Source organism: Pseudomonas sp. PS01270 (assembly GCF_029959775.1).
GTDB lineage: Bacteria > Pseudomonadota > Gammaproteobacteria > Pseudomonadales > Pseudomonadaceae > Aquipseudomonas > Aquipseudomonas atacamensis.
The window spans coordinates 1-21,178 of the sequence record NZ_JASCPT010000093.1 but is presented as its reverse complement, the minus strand read 5'-3'; the positions used below and the strand labels follow the sequence as shown (position 1 = coordinate 21,178).

19 protein-coding genes are annotated in these 21,178 nt (G+C 57.8%); 4 read left to right on the top strand and 15 right to left on the bottom strand.

The features are described from left to right. Positions 1 to 86: 86 nt before the first annotated feature. The gene (locus QMX86_RS20990; protein ID WP_016774890.1) at positions 87 to 788 is read left to right on the top strand and encodes a response regulator transcription factor; all 702 of its coding nucleotides are present in this window, start codon (positions 87 to 89) and stop codon (positions 786 to 788) included. 4 nt (positions 789 to 792) lie between these two features. Next, positions 793 to 2,094 carry an ATP-binding protein gene (locus QMX86_RS20985; RefSeq protein WP_282385331.1) on the top strand — a complete coding sequence of 434 codons (1,302 nt, stop codon included), beginning with the start codon at positions 793 to 795 and terminating at the stop codon, positions 2,092 to 2,094. A gap of 15 nt (positions 2,095 to 2,109) precedes the next feature. Here QMX86_RS20985 and QMX86_RS20980 read toward each other — a convergent pair whose 3' ends face one another. After that, complete coding sequence (locus QMX86_RS20980; RefSeq protein WP_282385329.1) at positions 2,110 to 2,289, bottom strand: hypothetical protein; 180 nt, start codon at positions 2,287 to 2,289, stop codon at positions 2,110 to 2,112. Between the two features lie 286 nt (positions 2,290 to 2,575). Between QMX86_RS20980 and ilvA the strand changes: the two genes are divergently transcribed. Then, positions 2,576 to 3,589 carry a threonine ammonia-lyase, biosynthetic gene (ilvA, locus tag QMX86_RS20975; RefSeq protein WP_016774887.1) on the top strand — a complete coding sequence of 338 codons (1,014 nt, stop codon included), beginning with the start codon at positions 2,576 to 2,578 and terminating at the stop codon, positions 3,587 to 3,589. Positions 3,590 to 3,601: 12 nt separating this feature from the next. On the opposite strand, the gene eco is transcribed toward ilvA, so the two are convergent. Then, the gene (gene eco, locus QMX86_RS20970; RefSeq protein WP_282385326.1) at positions 3,602 to 4,087 is read right to left on the bottom strand and encodes a serine protease inhibitor ecotin; all 486 of its coding nucleotides are present in this window, start codon (positions 4,085 to 4,087) and stop codon (positions 3,602 to 3,604) included. 369 nt (positions 4,088 to 4,456) lie between these two features. Here eco and QMX86_RS20965 point away from each other — a divergent pair, with 369 nt between their 5' ends. Then, the gene (locus QMX86_RS20965; protein WP_016774885.1) at positions 4,457 to 4,726 is read left to right on the top strand and encodes a DUF1652 domain-containing protein; all 270 of its coding nucleotides are present in this window, start codon (positions 4,457 to 4,459) and stop codon (positions 4,724 to 4,726) included. Here QMX86_RS20965 and QMX86_RS20960 read toward each other — a convergent pair. From QMX86_RS20960 to QMX86_RS20900, 13 genes are all read right to left on the bottom strand, one after another. Then, the gene (locus tag QMX86_RS20960) at positions 4,723 to 5,121 is read right to left on the bottom strand and encodes a hypothetical protein (protein WP_282385323.1); all 399 of its coding nucleotides are present in this window, start codon (positions 5,119 to 5,121) and stop codon (positions 4,723 to 4,725) included. The genes QMX86_RS20965 and QMX86_RS20960 overlap by 4 nt on opposite strands. A 90-nt stretch (positions 5,122 to 5,211) precedes the next feature. Further along, a complete protein-coding gene (locus QMX86_RS20955) occupies positions 5,212 to 5,493 on the bottom strand; it encodes a DUF2790 domain-containing protein (RefSeq protein WP_282385334.1) in 282 nt (93 codons plus the stop codon). 277 nt (positions 5,494 to 5,770) lie between these two features. Next, entirely contained in the window at positions 5,771 to 6,745 is a 975-nt protein-coding gene (locus tag QMX86_RS20950; protein WP_282385321.1) for a tetratricopeptide repeat protein, read from the bottom strand. A 20-nt stretch (positions 6,746 to 6,765) separates the two neighbouring features. Next, a complete protein-coding gene (locus QMX86_RS20945; RefSeq protein WP_282385319.1) occupies positions 6,766 to 10,017 on the bottom strand; it encodes a hypothetical protein in 3,252 nt (1,083 codons plus the stop codon). A gap of 33 nt (positions 10,018 to 10,050) precedes the next feature. After that, a complete protein-coding gene (locus tag QMX86_RS20940; protein ID WP_282385317.1) occupies positions 10,051 to 10,917 on the bottom strand; it encodes a DUF4123 domain-containing protein in 867 nt (288 codons plus the stop codon). Next, positions 10,908 to 12,962 carry a type VI secretion system tip protein VgrG gene (locus QMX86_RS20935; RefSeq protein WP_282385315.1) on the bottom strand — a complete coding sequence of 685 codons (2,055 nt, stop codon included), beginning with the start codon at positions 12,960 to 12,962 and terminating at the stop codon, positions 10,908 to 10,910. The genes QMX86_RS20940 and QMX86_RS20935 overlap by 10 nt, the downstream gene beginning before the upstream one ends. A 275-nt stretch (positions 12,963 to 13,237) precedes the next feature. Beyond that, complete coding sequence (locus tag QMX86_RS20930) at positions 13,238 to 13,825, bottom strand: lipoprotein (protein WP_041480414.1); 588 nt, start codon at positions 13,823 to 13,825, stop codon at positions 13,238 to 13,240. Between the two features lie 77 nt (positions 13,826 to 13,902). Beyond that, a complete protein-coding gene (locus QMX86_RS20925) occupies positions 13,903 to 14,841 on the bottom strand; it encodes a carbohydrate kinase (protein WP_282385313.1) in 939 nt (312 codons plus the stop codon). 13 nt (positions 14,842 to 14,854) lie between these two features. Beyond that, a complete protein-coding gene (gene xylB / locus QMX86_RS20920) occupies positions 14,855 to 16,351 on the bottom strand; it encodes a xylulokinase (protein WP_282385311.1) in 1,497 nt (498 codons plus the stop codon). A gap of 204 nt (positions 16,352 to 16,555) precedes the next feature. After that, entirely contained in the window at positions 16,556 to 18,028 is a 1,473-nt protein-coding gene (locus tag QMX86_RS20915; RefSeq protein ID WP_282385309.1) for a mannitol dehydrogenase family protein, read from the bottom strand. 15 nt (positions 18,029 to 18,043) lie between these two features. Beyond that, positions 18,044 to 19,147, bottom strand: coding sequence for a sn-glycerol-3-phosphate ABC transporter ATP-binding protein UgpC (gene ugpC / locus QMX86_RS20910; RefSeq protein WP_282385307.1), 1,104 nt, complete (start codon positions 19,145 to 19,147; stop codon positions 18,044 to 18,046). A 165-nt stretch (positions 19,148 to 19,312) separates the two neighbouring features. Continuing rightward, the gene (locus tag QMX86_RS20905) at positions 19,313 to 20,143 is read right to left on the bottom strand and encodes a carbohydrate ABC transporter permease (protein ID WP_016774872.1); all 831 of its coding nucleotides are present in this window, start codon (positions 20,141 to 20,143) and stop codon (positions 19,313 to 19,315) included. 8 nt (positions 20,144 to 20,151) lie between these two features. Beyond that, positions 20,152 to 21,078: a sugar ABC transporter permease gene (locus tag QMX86_RS20900; protein ID WP_041480415.1), complete on the bottom strand. Its 927-nt coding sequence runs from the start codon at positions 21,076 to 21,078 to the stop codon at positions 20,152 to 20,154. Positions 21,079 to 21,178: the final 100 nt, after the last annotated feature.

Genomic DNA, 21,178 nt, shown 5'->3' with positions numbered 1-21,178 from the left:
TTTGTGAACAATGCAAAACCACTGTGGGAGCGAGCTTGCTCGCGAAAGCGGTCTGACATATACCTCAGCAATATCTGGAACACCCCATGCCCAACATCCTCCTGGTCGAAGACGACACCGCCCTCGCCGAACTGATTTCCAGCTACCTGGAGCGCAACGGTTACTCCGTCAGCGTCATCGGCCGTGGCGACCATGTGCGCGAACGGGCGCGGATCAGCCCGCCGGATCTGGTGATCCTCGACCTCATGCTCCCGGGCCTCGACGGCTTGCAGGTGTGCCGCTTGCTGCGCGCCGATTCAGCGACACTGCCGATCCTCATGCTCACGGCCCGCGATGACAGCCATGATCAGGTGCTGGGCCTGGAAATGGGCGCTGACGATTACGTCACCAAACCCTGCGAGCCACGGGTGCTGCTGGCTCGGGTGCGTACCTTGTTGCGGCGCAGCAGCCTCGGCGAGCCTTTGGCGGTTAATGACCGGATCGTCATGGGCAATCTGTGCATTGACCTGTCCGAGCGCACCGTGACCTGGCGTGATCAAGCGGTTGAGCTGTCCAGCGGCGAATACAATTTGCTGGTGGTGCTGGCCCGGCACGCCGGCGAAGTGCTGAGTCGCGATCAGATTCTGCAGCGGTTGCGCGGCATCGAGTTCAATGGCACTGACCGCTCGGTGGACGTGGCGATTTCCAAGCTGCGGCGCAAGTTCGATGATCACGCCGGCGAGGCGCGCAAGATCAAGACTGTGTGGGGCAAGGGCTATCTGTTCAGCCGCTCCGAATGGGAATGCTGAGCTGATGTTTCGCATTCTGTTTCGCCTGTATCTGGTGACGATCGTCTCCTATAGTGCGGCGATCTATCTAGTGCCGGATCTGGTGGTCATGGCCTTCCGGGATCGCTTCGTCACCTACAACCTGGAGTTTTCCCGAGGTCTGCAATCGCTGATCACCAAGCAGTTTCATGCCGCGCCGCAAGAGCAGTGGCCGGAGATTGCAGCGGGGATGGACAAGGAATTCCAGCCGCTGCACATCGTCCTGACGCCAATCGACGACCCGGTGTTCACTCCCATCGAGCAGGAACGTCTGCACCGTGGTGAAAACGTGGTGCGCATCGGCGACTGGGGCTGGCGAACATTGGCGGTAACTCCGCTGAATGCGGACATGGCCGTGCGTATGGTCGTACCGCCGGATCCGGTCGACGTCGATCTGTTGTACTGGAGCATCAACGTGCTGATCGGCGCCATATTGCTCGGCTGCCTGCTGCTCTGGTTGCGCCCGCACTGGCGCGATCTTGAACGTCTGAAGGGCACTGCCGAACGCTTCGGCAAGGGGCATTTGAGCGAACGAACCAGAATCGCCCCGAGTTCGAACATCGGCAGTCTCGCCAACGTGTTCGACACCATGGCCGGCGATATCGAAAACCTGCTCAACCAGCAACGTGATCTGCTTAACGCCGTTTCCCATGAACTGCGTACGCCGTTGACGCGTCTGGATTTCGGCCTGGCGCTGGCGTTGTCAGAAGACTTGCCAGCCGCCAGCCGCGAGCGCTTGCAGAGTTTGGTCGCGCACATTCGTGAGCTGGATGAATTGGTGCTGGAGTTGCTCTCCTACAGCCGTTTGCAAAACCCGGCGCAATCGCCCGAGCGCATCGAGGTGTCGCTCGACGAGTTCATCGACAGCATTCTCGGCAGCGTCGATGAGGAGCTGGAGTCGCCAGACATCGTGATTGACGTTCTGCTGCACGGCCAGCTCGAACGCTTCGCGCTGGATCCGCGCCTGACCGCTCGGGCCATCCAGAACCTGTTGCGCAATGCCATGCGCTATTGCGAAAAACGCATTCAGATTGGCGTGCAGGTCATTGCCGGCGGGTGTGAGATATGGGTCGATGATGATGGCATCGGCATTTCCGACGACGAGCGCGAGCGGATCTTTGAACCATTCTATCGGCTCGACCGCAGCCGTGATCGCGCGACCGGCGGATTCGGCCTCGGTTTGGCGATCAGCCGCCGCGCGCTGGAAGCGCAGGGCGGCACGCTGACCGTTGAGAGTTCGCCGCTGGGTGGCGCGCGATTCAGGCTGTGGTTGCCGGCCACGGCCTGAACCGTATGAAGGAAATCAGGGCTGTGTTGTGCCGCTGGTCTGCAGCACGCATTGCTGGGTTTTACTGTCCCACACCTGGCCTTTCGGACATTCGGGCTTTTTCACGGCGTCGCTTTCATCGACGGCGAAAGCAGCAGGGCTGGACAGGGCGGCGACCAGCAGCGGGACGGCGAATAGCGCTTGGCGGATATTCATGGTCAATCTCCACTTTCATCGGCTTGGAGCGGAAGTTGTTGTGCTCTTTTGCAGTGACTGTTCAGTCATTAGGAAGATTCAAAGTTCTGCAGCGGGCCATTGACTTGTCATCCGCCGGCAGGCTAATTTCCAGCCCATGACTTTCACCGTATCGCGCTGCCAGCCAAGCATTATTACCGCCATTCCTCATTTGGCGGGCTAGCTTACGACTGCAGCACCCAACCCGCCCTAGAGGCGGGTTTTTACTTTCTGTCTCCGGGGTTCTGAAAAATGTCAGGAGACGACCATGCCGCACAGCCCCGACCAGCAAGCCCTGCTTGAGCACTACGTAAAGAAAATCCTGGCCGCGCCGGTGTACGACATTGCGGTGCGCACGCCGTTGCAGCTTGCGCCAGCGTTGTCGGAAACATTGGGCAATCGGGTCCTGCTCAAGCGCGAAGATCTGCAACCGACGTTCTCTTTCAAGATCCGTGGTGCTTACAACAAGCTCGTGCAACTGAGCGATGAGCAGCGAGCGCGGGGAGTGATCACTGCATCGGCGGGTAATCACGCGCAGGGTGTAGCGCTGGCGGCACGGGAATTGGGCATCGGCGCGACGATCGTCATGCCGTCTACCACCCCTGAGCTCAAGGTGCTCGGCGTGCGCAGTCGCGGTGCCGACGCATTGCTGCATGGCGAGAGTTTCCCCTTTGCTCTGGCCCATGCGTTGCACTTGGCCGAACAGACCGGATGCACGTTTGTTTCACCGTTCGATGATCCTGACGTGATCGCCGGACAAGGCACCGTGGCAATGGAAATCCTGCGCCAGCATCAAGGCGCCCTGGACGCCATCTTCATCCCGGTCGGGGGCGGAGGTTTGATCGCCGGTATCGCGGCCTACGTCAAATACCTGCGCCCGGAAGTGCGGATCATCGGCGTCGAATCCGAACATTCGGCGTGCCTGCAAGCGGCTTTAAGTGCGGACGAGCGGGTGGTTCTACCGAGCGTCGGCACCTTCGCCGATGGCGTCGCGGTGGCGCAGATCGGCGCGTATGGCTTTGAGGTATGCCGCTTCTGCGTAGATGAGGTGATCACGGTCAGCAATGACGAACTCTGTGCCGCGATCAAGAATATCTACGACGATACCCGTTCGATCACTGAACCTTCAGGTGCGCTGGCTGTTGCGGGGATCAAGCAGTACGTGGCGCGTAGCGGCGTTCGCGATCAGACATTCGTCGCCATCGACTCCGGGGCCAACATCAACTTCGACAGCCTGCGCCATGTCGCCGAGCGCGCCGCTGCTTGCGGCGTGCCGGCGTAACAAGCGCTCGGGTTATTCCTGCAGGGCGGTGCCGACTTTGTCCGACGCCGACCAGATGCGATAACGCACTTCGACGTCCGAAGGCGCGTACACCACGACTGGCAACTTGCTGTTGTAGCGCAACATGAAGCCGTCGCCGACGACCGGAACGAAAGCGCGCTTTTTCTGGCTGCCGGGCGGGCAGGCCATCATCGTGCTCATCGGGCCGATGACCTTTTCCAGGCGATAGAACGGATAGCCCCAGCCTTGCAGGTTCTTTTCATCGAGAACACCGCCCAGACGTTGACGGTTGCAATCCACTTCTAGAGTTTTGCCAGCGAGAATTTCAACCTGGAAATTTTCCTCCTGCTCTTGTTTGGGCAGATGGATGACCTGACGGGTAAACCCGGCTTCGGCTTTGGGATACGGCGCGATGTCTTCGAGCTTGGCGGCGTGGGCGAGGGTGGAAAGGTTGGCGATTAACAGGCCAGTGATCGCGCAAATTCGTAAGGAATTCATGGAAGCCTCCGTGCGGGTTGAATTGCAATGGGAGACATTCTTGCCGTCATGGTCTTCGAAAGCAAATTCAGCCGGGGATTGCAGATTGCAGTGGACGGGCGGTCGGTTCATGCATTTTGCAAATAGCAGGATACTGGCCATCTTTCCAAGTGCTTGATTTTGAAGGGCGCCAAACGAACCGATCAAAGGCACGTTTTATGCGTTCTTCCGGTGAGGCGCACCGGATTTGGGCGCCTACACTCCAATGGGCATTTCGCAGTACCACCATTTGCCGCACCAAGGAAACAGCGGGGGCACACCCGTGAAGGCGCAGCAAAGGGTCAGCGTGAATACTTGATTGGCAATCGCACAGAAAGGAGAGGGTTCGCCATGTTTTTATCTGCCTTGGAATTACGCAATATCATTGAAAGCAGCTTCTTGCCGAAACGCTGCCAGTGCACGCTGTCACCCGACTTGTCGATGTCCGTCAAAGTATTTGGCGACCATCGGACCGACCAAGCCGATCTCTACGTCAGTGGAATCGACGCCAGCCGCCTGAACAGCTGCCGTGAAATCAACAACCTGGTCGCTGGCCTACGTTCCGACCTCGCGCAACAAACCACGACACATCAAACCAGCGCTCGTTCTCGAGCCGTTTAACCCACCGTTTCACCCAGTTCGACCGTCACGCGTCGGGCCTGCACGAAACCCAGGCCCAGCGCGAACTCGACCAGCACCGCGAGCAAGATCCCGGGGCCGGCATGGCCATTGAGCCATTCGCCAAAACCCAACGCCGCCAAACCGAAACAGCCGACGATAAAACCATTGCTCAGTGCACTGCGTGACGTTGACGGCGGAGCATTGCGCAGCAAATAAAACATCACCCCCAACGCCGCAAACAGCACCGCGCTGCGCCTTGCGACTACGCCAGTGCCTTCCGAATAGCCAATACTCCAGATCGCCAGCAACACCTCCGGAAAAAATCCCCAGACCAGCGCCAGCAAAAAACACAGGATGGAAGTGAAGCTCGACAACGTGCGGAACGACAACTGCATGGCCAATCCTTGCGGCAGTAGGGAAGGCCCCGAGCATACCCGCCGGAGCCACGCTACGCCTATGGCGAACCGGAAAATCAGAAGCGTCTGTCAGTTCTGCCGACGGCATGCGTTAGATAATTTCCTGTAACTGATTTGTGCGGGCTTGCCGGTGTTGTCGATGTATTTCATGTCGGCGGTGGTGACTTTGCATTTCAGGGTCGGCGGCTCGGTTAGCGAAAGCACCTTCGCCACGTGTAGTGGCATGCCGTATTGGTAGGGTGTTTGATTCGATGTGGCGGAGGTGTCGTTGGCTTGGGCCAATGCGGCGTATGAGCAGCAGGCGAGGGTGGCGGTGAGCAGGAAGGACGAATGTTCATGAGAGGGCTCCAGCGTAACGGATAGGCGCCCGGCATGAAGCCGGACGAGCCTGCCGCAGTCGGTTTCAGCGCGATGCCTGAGCGGAAGAGTACTGTAGAGTCTTTGATTTGAGGATTAAGGGGGGGTAATTGGACTAATTAGGCTGAATAGATCGGGGATCAAGCGGTAAGCACATTTAACCAAAGATATTGCATTGAAGCGATCGCCGATCAGCCATAACCAGGAGCGATGATCCTGATTATGGCTCTCAAGTAGTACGCGTCCTAACTCATTATTGATTAAAAGTGAATTAACGGCTCAATTTTTCAGGAAAAAAAGACAGCGGAGGATGTGTAGCGGCCCATTTCTTTGTTTGCTCGCGCGCTTCGGAAATTTGTGCGGGTGTCAACTTGGCTGCAATGAGAGGGAGTTTGTATTCAACATTTTCTTGCATTCCACCCCCGCCGTTCAGAATACTTAAGGATGAAACTAGTGAATAGCCTTTAACGGGGTCATATGGAAATCCATATGTGTCGGGCTCATGAGCAAGATATGAGCCATATCCATACACTGATTCCGCATAACCTGCTATTGCTGCTTGCTCATTCCAGTGTCTAAAACCTTCAAGATCTCCGCTTTCGAAAAGAAGAGCCGCATACTCCATCATGGAACGCGGATTTCCTGCTTCAGCGGACAGTTTGAACCATTTTTTTACTTCTTCTGTTCGTTTCCAAGGTAAGAAAAAGCCATCACCTTGCTTATAAGATACCGCCAGCCAGTACTGGGCCTGATCGTCACCCGCAATAGCTGCTTTTTCAAGCCACTGATCGTCTAGGGTGATTTCATACATAATGTACATTGCTTCAGCGTTACCGCTTTTTGCTTTCTCTATAGCCTGTTTCTTGGCTTCGTTCAGCCACTCGATCGGATCTCTCTGAGGTGGTTTGCAGTCGCGAGTGATATCGCATAGATCTTTTTCACTCCGTCCTAGCTGAATCATGGCGTATAGGTTGCCTTGATTAGCCGACGCCTCATACCAAGCCCTAGCTTCGGAGCTCATGTAGTGATTTTTTTTTCTAAGCACTTCCGCTAACAAATATTGAGCTTCACTATCTCCTGCCTCCGATGCGATCAATAAAAAAGGCTTGGCAGACTCGGTCTTCAATTGATTATAAAGGACAATACCATGGTTTTTGGCCTGCTCTTGGCGTGGAGCGAGCTCTGCCAGAGAGGAGCTAGCATAAGTAAGGAATATAACTACTGAGAATAGTGAGCGCAGCCACATATGCTTGTCTCTTTAATTCATTAATGGATGGTCGGAATAAATTTAGCCACACCTGCTGGTACGTATGTTCGTCCTTGATATTGGCTGCGCTGGCAAGATCCGTCACGTTTTGCGCCTAACAATTTGACATGATCTTTATAGCGCGTTCGCATTTCCTCCCCTGAGGGAACAGTAAGGCGAAGGACTGCCTCAGTCATGAAATTATCAAGCGCCAAACGGTTTTCGCAATATTTCTCCTCAGCATTAGCTGGCTTCATTCCAAACTTATTCATGCACATGCAAATTTGCTCAAATTGATACTGAGCTTGTTCGATTGAATTTTGCTTGGTTGCACTTTTTACAATCCAGCCGAGAATGCGCTCAATGGCCTGCTGCTGAACTAGGTGCGCTTGATCACTGTCATATTTGCGCTCTTTTTTATCAGTTTTATCTGAGTTATTCGAATAATTTACAGAGAAATCATCAGGTGGGCTAATGAGTGTCATCAATAATGGTCCGAGCGCGCCTGGAATCGCATTGATGCACCATTCCTCAAGCTCCTCCACTGGATCATAAAACATGATCGTATCAGCAATAGATCCGCCTTTGCCTGTCGCAGTCAGGCTCTCATAAAGCGTCATCACCGCATCAGCGCCCATAAGATAAATCATCCGAATGTCAAAACCGCCAATGGCCAGCGTATTTAATTTTGAAAGGTACGCATAGGTTTCGTCTTCAATGACAAAGTAAGGGTTCTGTTTGTTTTTATATAGTTCTCTACGGAACATGTTAAGCAGCTCGGTGACGGCATCGTAGCCGACTTCGAACTTGAAGGAGCCACCGACGCCTGGGCCGGCGATCAACGCTGCCTTTAGCACCAGAATCAGACGGCCCTCGTGCAGGGAAATACTCGCCTCAGCCCTCGCTCCGAGACCGGCAGCGGCGTTGAGTTCCACAGTCAAACGCGCAAGGCTGAACCATTCGCTGGCTTTCATTCCGGCAGATTTTCCGGAAACGGGCGCTTTGGTTAGCAAGGCTACTTCGCCGGGTGGTGCCCAATTTAGCGCTCCTGTGACCATTATCCCGGTTTGCAGACCGGCGAATAGATTAAATGCGGCTTTAGCGCCATCCTGTATCTGTAGCGTTTCAGGAGCTTTTTTAATCTGTCCACTTTTTTCAGTTCTCGCGTAGCTGCGCTTATCTGGGTTGCGCACAACCGGTTCCGGAGGAGCTAAATGGAACCCAGCGTTGCTGACATCCAATGCAATTTCCGAAGAAAGCAACAATGATGCTCCTGCATAGCCCCAAGCCTTCGCGCCTAAATAGAGCGAAAAACGTCCAAGATTCATCTTTTGCTGTATGTCTTCTGCATTTCGGTAGGTGATGACAATATCTTTCGCGCTGGCACGATCTGGCAAGTCGACTTTAAAAAGCTCGACCTCGCCTCTGGCAAGATCAACGGCAAAAGTAGCCTTGGCGGAGGCTTGGAATCCTTCGGCCAGAGTCCAGTCCGGCCCCTCTACTTTTGTCGATGAATGGATAGTTTCCGTGGTGGAGGGCATTAGGCAACGAACCAACTGGGCTTGCGGTGTGATGTCGAAAATGCGGAATGTCTTACGTACGTTGTCCTTGAACAACACTTGCTGCAATCGGCCCCCCCATTCTTTACGGGTATCAGCGTTCTCCAGCGCAGTGACCTTGTACTTTTTGTTTTCAAGGTACGCGTTGAATTTTTCGATTTCGAACCACCCTTCGGCTGAGAACCAATCGCTTTCCTGATCCTTGATTCTTAATGCGCCTTCGCTTTTCAGCCACTGTCCAAACAAACTCAGTTCAGTGTCCGTCGTTGCTTTTCCATCGCTATTGCCCGGACGCTTCATCAGATCTTTGACCTTGGCGCCAACTTTCTTCCAGTCATCCTTAACGGTTTGTTTGAGTCGTGGCAGCGAATACATGCTGAGATAGGTCAGCGGTTTTTTCAGGCTGTCCGCCATGCTCATCTCGGCCAGCGGAAAGCCATTTTTGATCAAGCGCTCTTCAGGTCTTGCCTGAAATTGCTCTGGCTCCCACAACAGATGACGGCGAACAATTGCCGTTTCCACATTGCTCTCAGCCTGAAGTCGTAGTTTTTCTTTCGAAGCCTGCAAGCGGTCCCAGTCGGCACGTTCATAAGTGACCAGGTTGGTGGGCGCTTTGGCTTGTCGGCCACTTGCCTCGATCCAGCCTTTGTACTTGGCGCTGAGACGTTCATTGGTCTCTTTTTGCTCTTTCTCGAGCGCCATATATTGCTTGAACAGGTCGACTCCACTTTCGACTGCTCCGCCCTCAGAAATCAGCGCGAACTCCGGCAATGCGATTCCGTATTGTGCAACGTCGGTGATGGCCTCCAGATAAGCGCTGTAGGTCGCTTTCCTTTCCTTACGTTTGATTTCCTGGTCGCGTACATAGGTGCAGAGCATCAACTGATTGTTAGTGCCGCACATCGCGATCTCGTCGATTCGCTTTTTATCTTGAGCGAGCATCGGCGCAAGCTCTGCCGAGGTTAACGTGATGAGATCCTTGTCCTCTAACAGCGCTTCTCGCGCTTTCAGATACTTTTGAACGGCTTCCCGGGCCGCGATGGCTTTGGGCGCATAAAGGTTGCCGCTTTCGTACGCGTAACCTTTTTCCTTAGCGGCGGCGATGGCCATGCGCTTGAGCTTTTGCCATTCGCTATGCATGCCACGTACGCGGGTTGCAGCATCCCGGGCGGACATGAAATGGTTTCTTTTAAGCTGATCTTGCTCAAGGGCGGTAAGCTGAGTAGAAGAATCTTCTGGCGCCGTGGTTTTTAAGTTCTGCTGAGCCTCTTGAAGTGCTGCATCCAGATTGCTGATATTCGGATGTTGAGCTTCGATTTCTAGCATCCGTGCTTTCTCGTCACCCTCAAGAAAGTTTGCCAGTTTAGGCTCTAGGAAATACTCAAGGAGTCCCGACTCGTAGAGCCCTTTTTTCCGTTCTTCTGGAGATTTGCTTGAGCTGACTTTCTGTTCCAAGTCACTGGAAGCTTCTTTCAGGGCGGAGTTTGTCCGCTCTGGTAGTAACCAGAAGGATTCATTTTCCGTATCGTAAATTGCACTGCCATAAATGGTGGAGCAGGGCGTTTTCACTTTGTCGTGATCGCCTGGTGTGTCTTCTGGCGCTTCGGGCTGTTCACCAATATCCCGAGGCGGTTTTGCACAAGTTTCATCGGCAACTACCGGTTTTGGAGGTGCCGACTCGGTGTTAGCTGCTGCGCTGGTATTTTGTTCCATTTCGCTTCCATTCATTCTTAACGGACGGGTTCATCAAGCAACGCTGGTGGTGAGTTGCTGCAGCTGCTGTACTTTGATGAACGACTCTTCCCTGGATTGCAGGATGGCCATTGCCTGTGGCTGTGTTTCAAGCAGTGGGCCATTTGTGATTGACCCTAGCTTCAGCAAGTGACGGCCTTCGTAAATATTGTGGGCAACCAGCACATTGAGGTTTGCCACAAGGTTGGGCAGATGCTCATCGCTCGGCTCGCCGTAATCTGCGTGATGTTCATCTGCCCAATAAACCCAACCAAAATGCTCTTGAACGTTCGCCGCGGATGGCGGCAGGCTGAACACTGAAGTATCGCCCAGCCATTCGACTTCCGAGACGGCGCGCCAACTGAGCCATGGACCTTTATTGCGCCCAAAATGAACCGGCGCTGGGCTGTATACGTGCTGCCAAGGGCCGAACAGCTGATGGGAGTTGTCGCCAGCGGTGTAGGCCAGCGCGGCCCACAGGCTTGGCTTGTGGTAGCTCAGCAGGCTTTGTCCGCCAGAGCCATCATTAGCGCGCAAGAGCCAGCGCGCATGGGCGAGCGCTTTGTCAGAATCAGCTGTGGTAATGGCAATGCCAGAGAAATTTTCCTCGCACAGCTTTGCTGCCTCAGCCGCAAGGCGACTGCCCCACGGCGCGGTGATCCAGAGCGGACCGTCAGCGGCGATCTCAGCGAAGGCGGTTTTGAGGAACAGGCCCTGTGCATCTACCACCGGTTCGCCAACACGATAAAGGCGGCTCATCGCGTCAGGCTGTCGAACCGGGTCAATAATGAAACACAGTGTTGATTCAGAGCTTTCTCTCGGTAAATCAACGAACCCATGGCGTGGAGCTTCGAGGAGGGCGCTGAGCGCTTTCACATGCATGTGCAATCCTTACGGCTGCAGGCGCCGTTGCTTTGCTTGCCGCACAACGGCGTTATTCCAGACTCATTCAGACGTTTGGGCAGCGGGACAGGGACTTTCCCCGCCTTATCCGCATCCACAACCTTCATCGGCCCCGGCAGCAACGGCGCCGCCGGCGTGCCCACCCCAGGCGAGCCACCAGTATTCACCTTCACCTCAGCGCCGCTGATGGTCACGCCACCGGCATCGACCTTGACGAAGCTGCCGCCAGCCTTGGCGGTCAGTTCCATGGCGCCTTCGACCACGACTCTCTGGCCGGCGTAATAATGAATTTCGTTGCCGGCCTCAACAAACTGCCCAGTCCCCACCTTCACATGCTGCGTCACACCCACCGTCAGGTGATCATCCGCGCGCATCTCGCTGACGCGGTCCAGATGGGTGATCCGATGTTCTTCGACCTTGAACTCGCTCAATACGTTGGCTTCAACGGTGTCGTGGCGTTCGTTGCCGACGCGGATTTTCTGGTCGTGTTCGATGTTTTCGTCCCAGTCGCGCTGGGCGTGGATGTAGATCTGTTCAGCGCCTTTTTTGTCTTCGATGCGGAATTCGTTGTAACCCTTGCCGCCCGGGGAGCTGAGGGTTTTGAAGGTGCTGCGGGTCTTGTTGGCCGGCAGGTCGTAGGGGACGACGTTTTCCTTGTGGTACAGGCAGCCGGTGACGAGGGGCTGGTCGGGGTCGCCTTCGAGGAAAGTGACGAGGACTTCCATGCCGATGCGCGGGATGGCGATGCCGCCGTAGGCGCTGCCTGCCCAGCCGCTGGCGACGCGCATCCAGCAGGTGGTTTTGTCGTCGGACTGGCCGTCGCGGTCCCAGTGGAATTGGACCTTGATGCGGCCGTACTGGTCGCAGTGGATTTCTTCACCGGCAGGGCCGGTGACGACGGCGGTCTGGCTGCCGAGGACTTTCGGTTTCGGGTGTTCGAGGGCAGGGCGGTAGTGCGCGTCCCACGGGGTGGCGAGGAAGCTGTTGCGGTAGCCCTGGTGGAAATCGCTTTTGTTGTCGGTGACGTCGCTGGTGACGTTTTCACCGAGCACTTGCGGTTGTTTGCCTTCGTGGAAGACTTCCAGCAGCAGCCACAGGTCGTTCCACTCGGCGCGCGGATGTTCGGCGAGTGTGAGGAAATGGCCGCTGGTCAGCGTCGGTTCATCACCTTTGCCTTCGGCGAGTTTGTAGTCGCTGCGATGGCGTTCGAGGGCGCGGGTCGAGAGGAACTTGCCGCGCTCGCGGGTGGTGAAGCGGCCGGGGTAATCGTAGTCTTCCAGGTCCGGGGCGAATTCGGATTTGACCGCGCCTTCGGGCAGCAGCTTGGGTTTTTCGAAATCGTAGTCGCGACGGCTGACGCGGGTGGTGCGGGTTTCCAGGCGCAGGTTGAAGCGCTTGATCACCGGTTTCTCCGCAGCCATGCCCGAGTCCTGCTGGTAGCTGACCGGTTTCAATTTGCGGAATACAGTCTGGTCGTCGCCGAACACCAGTTTGTGGCCGCTGCTGCTGTGCTGGAAGTGGAAGTGAATGCCTTCCTCTTCGCACAGACGCTGGATGAAATGCAGGTCGGACTCGTCGTATTGCACGCAATACTCACGCTCCGGGTACTCGGCGCCGAGCTGGAAGCTGTAGGCGTCAGAGAGAATGCCGCGATCTTCCAGCACCTGGGCGATGATTTTCGGCACCGTCAGTTGCTGGAAGATCTGCTGATCATGGTTGTGCTGCAGATACGCCAGTTGCGGCATCAGGCTGATGCTGTAGCGGGTCAGGGTCTTGCCGGAGTCGCCCTGCTCGATGCGATAGACCTGGCCGTGAATCTTGCCTTCGCCGGTGGCGCCGAACGTCAGGCAGGCGCGCTTGTGCAGCAGCTCTTCGAGCTTCAGGTCGGGGCGGGCGCTGACCAGTTCGAGGTCGAAACGGAACGGTTCGTTGAGGGCTTCGCGACCGGTGAAGCTGAGGACTTGCAGGTCGGCGTTGGCGTCTTCGATCGAGAGGGTGATGTGGGTTGCATTGGCGTCCAGCATGCCTTGAATTCCGTCCGTTGAATAAGCAGGTGATGGATGTTGCAGGATTAGACGGCCTCATTCAAGGCGCAAATGGCGTAGGTGTGGGGCCTTGATGCCATAGGGAAAACCCTTAGGAGGGCGGTTTGAGTCAGTGAAATCGGGCCTTTCATAGACTTTGATGGTGTTTGAGAGATTGCCATCGCGGGCAAGCCCGCTCCCACAGGTTTCTCGGGTGTAGACAAAATCGGCGTTCACTAAGGTCCTGTGGGAGCGAGCCCGCTCGCGAAGGGCTTCTACAACCAATGCCAGAACCGGCTCCAGAACCCGCGATTGAGGTCTTCCTTGCAGCCGGCGTATTGCTGCGCATACAGATCCGAACGGTTCTGCACCTTGCGCGCGGTCGGCGGTAGCCAGGCCTTGCTCGCGTAGGTCTTGTTGCGGAAGCCGCCCCAGCCTTCGTGGTAGTTCAGGTACTGGTTATAGGCGTCGTATTTGTACACGCCGTTGATCGAGGTGGTCTTGTCCATGTACCAGCCGACGAAGTCGATGGCATCGTCGAAGTCTTCGCGATCGGCCCAGTTGCGGCCGGTGCTTTTCTGGTAGTCGGCCCAGACTTCGTCCTTGGCCTGCGCATAACCGGAAGCGGTTGAGACGCGGCCCCACGGAATCACCCAGAGCAGATATTTGCGCGGCGTCTTGGCGTCGTAGCGGTAGCCGGATTCCTGATACATGATCGCGAAAGGCACCTGGATCGGCACGCCCCAGCGTTTCTGCGTGACTTGCGCAGCGTCGTACCAATCGCTTTTCTCGCGGAAGATTGCGCAGATGTCTTCCGGGGAGCGGGGCGGCGAGGTGCCGCAACCGCTCAGCAGGGTGGCCATGGTCAGGAGGGCGAGGATGTGCCTGTGATTCAAGAGCTGTTTTCCGTCGTGCGCAAAAAGGCCGACAGTCTACGCGCTCAGCTCAATTGATGACGATAGGGCAGATCCGGACCGGTTTTGCTGCAGGTCAGTGCGGCGGCTTGTACGGCGAACCTGAGCATGCCGTCGATTTGCTCGCGACTGAGCTGCTGGACGCCTTCGACCGAGTCCAGCGAATGTTCGGTCAGCCAGGTGATCAGCGCCGCCTGGAAGGTGTCGCCGGCGCCTACCGTATCGGCGATCTGAATCTGATTGGCCGGCACCGACCACGAGCCATGCGCGCGACTGAACACCGTTGCGCCGTCGCCACCGCGTGTCAGGAACACGATCTGGCAGCGATGTTCGAGCCAGCCTTCAATCACGTTTTGCGGATCCTGCTCGGGATAGAGCAGGCTCAGATCCTCGTCGCTGACTTTGATCAGATCGGCCAGGCGCACCAGCGTGGCGATGCGCTCGCGCCATAGCTTGATGTTCGGCTCGGGATTGAGGCGCACGTTGGGATCGAGGCTGATCAGGCGTTTGCCGCTTTCGCGCTGAACCAGCTTAAGCAAGGTGTCGCCGATCGGCTGTACCACCAGCGAAAACGAGCCGATGTGCAGGCCGCGCACCTCGTCGCCAAGTGTCGGCAAATGCGCCTCGCTCAATTGCCGGTCGGCGCAGCCTTCGCCACGGAAGCTGTAATGCGGCGAGCCATTGGCGCCTACCGCGACCATTGCCAGAGTGGTCGGCGCGGCGAAATCCACCAGATAGTCCGGGCGCACGCCTTCGTCCTGCAGGACTTGCTGCAAACGCCGGCCGAGATAGTCGGTGGACAGGCCGCCGAAGAGCGCCGAGTCCACGCCCAAGCGGCGCAGACCGACGGCGACGTTGAACGGCGAGCCGCCGGCAATCGCCTTGAAATTGACTTTCGAGGCCAGACCGCTGGCGTCGTTTTCGCTGAAGAAATCAAACAGGGCTTCGCCACACACCAGGTACATAGTTGTTTGCTCGTTATAGGGTTGCGACATGCTGTTGATAGCGTTCGTAGGCCTGCTGGAACGCCGCGACATTGGCGGCGATCGGCAGGGTTTCGCTGCCCGCGTCGAGTTTCACGCAGCGCTCGCACAGCTCGGCCAAGGACACATCATCGCCGTGAGAGCGCGACGCGCACCACGCCGCTTGAATCGCCGCACCCAGTGCGGCGGCTTCGCTTTGTTCGGTGCAGATCACCGGAGCGTTCATGATATCGGCGACGATCTGCCGCCACACCGCGCTCTTCGAGCCGCCGCCGATCAGGCAAATGCGCAGGCTTTGTAAACCATTCTGGCGAAGCAAATCCAGCCCGTAGCGCAAACCGAAGGTGGTGCCTTCGACAGCGGCGCGGCACAGATTGGCCTGGGTCAGGTTGTCCATGGTCAGGCCATGCAGGCTGCCGGTGGCGTGGGGCAGGGCGGGGACGCGCTCACCGTTGACAAACGGCAACATGCTCACGCCTTCGGCACCGATCGGCGATTGCGCGACCAATTCGTTGAAGGTCGGCAGGTCGAGCTTGAACAGTTCGCGAATGGCGCCGGTGGCATTGGTCAAGTTCATGGTGCAGATCAACGGCAGCCAGCCGCCGCTGGAGGAACAGAACGTGGCGACCGAGGCATCGGCGCTGACGTTTGGCTCCTCCGAATAGGCGTAGACCGTGCCGGACGAACCGAGGCTCATGGTGATCGCGCCGGGCTGGATATTGCCTGTACCAATGGCGCCCATCATGTTGTCGCCACCGCCGCTGGAAACCACCGCGTTGGGGTTGATGCCGAGTTGCTCGGCGATTGCCGGCAGGAGGGTGCCGACGGCGGCGTGCGCGTCGATCAGCTCCGGCAGCGCGGCTTGCAAACGGCCGCTGGCGTCGATGTCGCGCAGGATCTGCACATCCCACTGCCGCGTGCGCACATTGAAATAGCCGGTGCCGGAGGCATCGCCGTATTCGCTGCAGGCGCGGCCGGTGAGCCAGTAGTTGAGGTAGTCGTGAGGCAACAGAATCCGGGCGATGCGTGAGAACACGTCGGGATGCTGCTCTTTGGTCCAGAGCAGTTTCGACACCGTGTAGCCCGGCGCAATGACCACGCCGAGGCGTTCCAGCGAACCTTGCTCGCCGCCCATTTGCGCGAGCAAGCGCTCGTTTTCCGGCGTGGTTTCGGTGTCGCACCATAGCTTGGCCGGGCGCAGCACTGCGCCTTGCTCATCGAGCAGGACCAGGCCGTGTTGCTGGCCGGAGACGCCGACACCGAGGATCGCTTGGCCGTCGACATTCGCCGCTTGCAGGGCCTGGCGGGTGGCGCTGACGAAAGCGTCGAGCCACTGTTGAACGTCTTGTTCGCGGCGGCCGTTGGCGCCGCTGATCATCGTGTGCGGCGCCGCGCCCAGACCGAGCACCTGGCCGCTGCCGGCGTCGAGGATGATCGCTTTGGTGCCTTGGGTGCCGCAGTCGATACCCAGGAAGAGCTTTGTTGTTGTCATGTATGGGCCTGTCAGATTGCGCTGAAGATCAAGAGCTACCCCCTCACCCCAGCCCTCTCCCCCATGGGGGCGAGGGGGAAAGGGAGCAGATTTTCATGCCTTTCACACTCTGTATTCGACTCGGAATTTCAGGTCGATGAATAACGGAAGAACCACGCGGTCGGTTCCCTCTCCCTCCGGGAGAGGGCTGGGGTGAGGGGCTTTTCAGCCGAGCACCCGTTCCAGAGTCCGCGAAACCCCAACCTCGCGCAAACTCTGGCAGCACCACTCGAACGCTGCAACAAACTCCGCCGACTTCGGTATCGCCGTGCCGAAAATCTCTTCAACACCCAGCAACCGCTCCGTGGTCAGCCCATCGTCCGCTACCAGACCTTGGCAGAAAGCCGCTCGCGGGTCCGGAATCGAATACGTATCGCCATTCTCATCCACGCCCTTCAAATACAGCGCCCACGCCGCGACTACCAGCGCTGCACGCTTGGTCTCGCGGCCATCGGCGATCAGCCGATTGATCGTCGGCACGGTGAACTTGGGAAACTTCGACGAGCCATCCGAACACACACGCGCCAACTGATCGGCAATCGCCTGATTGGAAAACCGCGCCACCAGCGTGTCCTTGTATTCGCTCAGATCAATGCCCGGCACCGGTGCCAGCTGCGGCGTGACATCCAGATCCATATAAGCGCGCATGTAACGCACGAACAGCGGATCGTTCATGGTCTCGTGGACGAAGCGATAACCTTTGAGAAAGCCCAGATACGTCAGCGCCAGGTGACTGCCGTTGAGCAGTTTGATTTTCATCTCTTCGTACGGCGACACATCGTCGGTGAACTGCACGCCGACCTTTTCCCACGCAGGGCGGCCGTTGACGAATTTATCCTCCAGCACCCACTGCACAAATGGTTCGCAGACCACCGGCCAGGCATCGTCGACGCCGTGTTTGTCGGCCAGTTGCAGGCGATGCGCGGTGCTGGTCATCGGCGTGATGCGATCGACCATGGCGTTGGGGAAACTGACGTTCTGGTCGATCCAGTCGCGCAATTGCGGATCACGCAGCGCGGCGAACGCCAGCAGCGCCTTGCGCGCGACCGCGCCGTTGTGCGGCAGGTTATCGCAGGACATTACGGTAAATGCCGGAACACCCGCCGCACGGCGTTTGGCCAACGCGGCGCAGAGGAAACCGAACACGGTGCCCGGCGCTTCGGGATGGGCGAGGTCGTGTTGAATCTGCGGCAGATGCGCCATGAATTCGCCGTTGCTGTCGTCGATGCAGTAACCGCCCTCGGTGATGGTCAGCGAGACGATGCGGATCTGCGGTTCGGCGAGTTTGTCGATCAGCGTTTGCGCGCCATCTTCGGCCAGCAGCATGTCGCGGATTGCGCCGATGACGCGCACTTCGGTGTCATCGCTGTCGCCCAGTTCAAACAAAGTGAACAGGTAATCCTGCTCGCGCAGATCATCGCGAGCGCGGCGATCTTCCGGGCGCAGGCCGACGCCGCAGATTGCCCAATCCAGCGCTTGGCCAGTGTTCATCAGGGCATCGGTGTAATACGCCTGATGTGCGCGGTGGAAACCGCCGACGCCAATGTGGGCGATGCCCTGGCGTGTGTCGCTCAGGTTGTAGCCCGGCAGTTGCACTTCGGCGGCGAGGCGATTGAGGTTCTGTTGGTTGAGTTTCATCGGATAGTCTCGAAATCAGGCGGCAGCGCGCAGTGGGCGGGTCAGCGCCACACCTTCAGCGTCGAACAGGTGGCAGTGAGTCGGGTCCAGACGCAGGCTCAATTGCTCGCCGTAACGGCTGGCCAGATCGCCGCGCACGCGCATGGTCAGGGCTTCGCCGGCGCTGGTGGTGACGTGGCAGAAGGTGTCGCTGCCAAGGCGTTCGCTGACGTCGGCAGTCACCTGCAACGTGCAATCGCCGGGTTGCGCCAGCTCCAGATGTTCCGGGCGAATGCCCAACGTCACCGCGCTGCCGACGCTGAGGCTGGCCGCGTTGAACGGCAGGCTGATGCGCGTGCCAGCGTCCAGCGCAACTTCGCAGCTGGCGCCGTCGATGCGGGCAATCTTGCCTTTGAGGAAACCCATTTTCGGCGTGCCGAGAAAGCCTGCGACAAACAGGTTGGCCGGGTTGTGATACAGGTCCAGCGGCGAGCCGACCTGCTCGATCCTGCCGCCATTGAGCACCACGACTTTATCGGCCATGGTCATCGCTTCGACCTGATCGTGGGTCACGTAGATCATCGTCGCTTCCAGGTCTTTGTGCAGGCGCAGCAGCTCCAGACGCATCTGCACGCGCAACGCCGCGTCGAGGTTGGACAGCGGTTCATCGAAGAGGAAAATTTTCGGGTTGCGCACGATGGCGCGGCCGATCGCCACGCGCTGGCGTTGGCCGCCGGAGAGCTGTTTCGGCTTGCGCTCGAGCATCGGCCCGAGTTCAAGAATACGTGCCGCTTCGCCGACCTTGCGCTCGACTTCGGCTTTCGGCACGCCGGCCAGATCGAGGGCGAACGACATGTTCTTTTTCACCGTCATGTGCGGGTACAGCGCGTAGGTCTGGAACACCATCGCCAGATCGCGCTTGGCCGGGCTGACTTCAGTGATGTCGCGGCCATCGAGTTCGATGGTGCCGCCGCTGACCTCTTCAAGGCCGGCGATCAGGCGCAGCAGGGTGGATTTGCCGCAGCCCGACGGGCCGACGAAGACCACGAATTCCTTGTCGTTCACTTCCAGGTCGATGCCCTTGATGATGGAAAAACCTTCGAAGCCTTTTTGCAGATTCTTGATTTTCAGGTTGGCCATGAGATGGGCCTCCGCATTGTTGTTATTCGATTGAGCTGGATAAGCTTTTTTGTGGGAGCGAGCTTGCTCGCGAAGGGGCCGTGTCAGTCACCATCATTGTTGGATGACGCTCCGCTTTCGCGAGCAAGCTCGCTCCCACAGTGAATCGCATTAGATTGAGAGGCTTCATTTCACGGCACCGAACGAGAGGCCGCGTACCAGTTGCTTCTGGCTGATCCAGCCAAAGATCAGAATCGGCGCACAGGCCAGGGTCGAGACCGCCGACAACTTGGCCCAGAACAATCCTTCGGGACTTGAATACGAGGCGATCAATGCGGTCAGTGGTGCGGCATTCGATGAGGTCAGATTCAGCGACCAGAACGCCTCGTTCCAGCACAGGATCAGCGACAGCAGCACGGTCGAGGCGAGGCCGCCCTTGGCGATCGGCAGCAGCACGCGAACCATCTCCTGCCACAGCGTCGCACCGTCGAGGCGGGCGGCTTCGAGGATGTCCTTGGGGATGTCCTTGAAGTAGGTGTAAACCATCCAGACCACGATCGGCAGGTTGATCAGCGTGTAGATCACGATCAGCGCGATGCGCGTGTCGAGCAGGCCGAAACTCTTGGCCAGCAGGTAGATCGGCATCAGCACGCCCACCGGCGGCAACATCTTGGTCGAGAGCATCCACAGCAGCGTGCCTTTGGTGCGCTGGGTTTCGTAGAACGCCATCGAGTAGGCCGCAGGCACCGCGATCAACAGGCACAGGGCGGTGGCGCTGAAGGAGATCACCACCGAGTTCCAGGCGAAGCTGAAGTAATCGCTGCGCTCGTTGATGTGCAGGTAGTTCTCCAGCGTTGGCGTGAAGATGAACTGCGGCGGCGTGGCGAAGGCGTCGATTTCGCTCTTGAAACTGGTCATCACCATCCAGAAGATCGGGAAGAAAATCACGATCGCGATGGCCCAGGCCAGGGTGCCGAGCAGCAGGCTTTGCAGGCGGCGGGATTGTTGGAGGGTCATGGCAGGCCTCACGCTTTGTCAGTCAGGTTTTTGCCGATCATCCGCACCAGAATGATCGCGGCGATGTTGGCGATGACCACAGCAATCAAGCCGCCCGCCGAGGCCATGCCGACATCGAACTGCACCAGCGCCTGGTTGTAGATCAGGTAGGCGAGGTTGGTCGAGGCGTAGCCGGGGCCGCCGTTGGTGGTGGTGAAGATTTCGGCGAACACCGAGAGCAGGAAGATCGTTTCAATCATCACCACCACGGCGATCGGCCGCGCCAGATGCGGCAGGGTCAGGTGCCAGAAAATCGCGATCGGGCCGGCACCGTCCAGGCGTGCAGCTTCTTTCTGTTCCTGATCCAGTGATTGCATGGCGGTCATCAGAATCAGGATCGCGAAGGGCAGCCATTGCCACGAAACTATGATGATGATCGACAGCAGCGGGTAGTGCGCCAGCCAGTCCACTGGTTGCGCACCGAACAGCTTCCAGATGTAGGCGAGGATCCCCGAGACCGGGTGGAAAATCAGGTTCTTCCAGATCAACGCACCGACGGTGGGCATGATGAAGAACGGCGAGATCAGCATCACCCGCACCAGGCCGCGCCCAAGGAATTCGCTGGCCTCCAGCAACGCGCTGATCAATACACCGAAGACCACGCTGATCAGCAGCACACTGCCAACGAGCAAGAGCGTATTGGTCGCGCCGGGCATGAAACCCGAATCGGTGAGGAAATAGGTGAAGTTCTCCAACCCCACAAACTCGTTTTCACCGGGGTAGAGCAGGTTGTAGCGGATCATCGAAAAGTACAGGGTCATGCCCAGCGGCACGATCATCCACAGCAGCAACAGCGCCACCGAAGGGCTGACCAGAAACCAGCCGGGATTGCGCACGCGCAGCTTGCGCTGCGGTGGCGACAGGTCGATGTGGGCTTTGGCAGTTGAAGTATTCATGGCATTCACAACCGAGTCATACAGACCTATGGAGATCCCCATGTGGGAGCGAGCCTGCTCGCGAAAGCGCCGGATCAGTGTCATGTGTGTTGGCTGACAC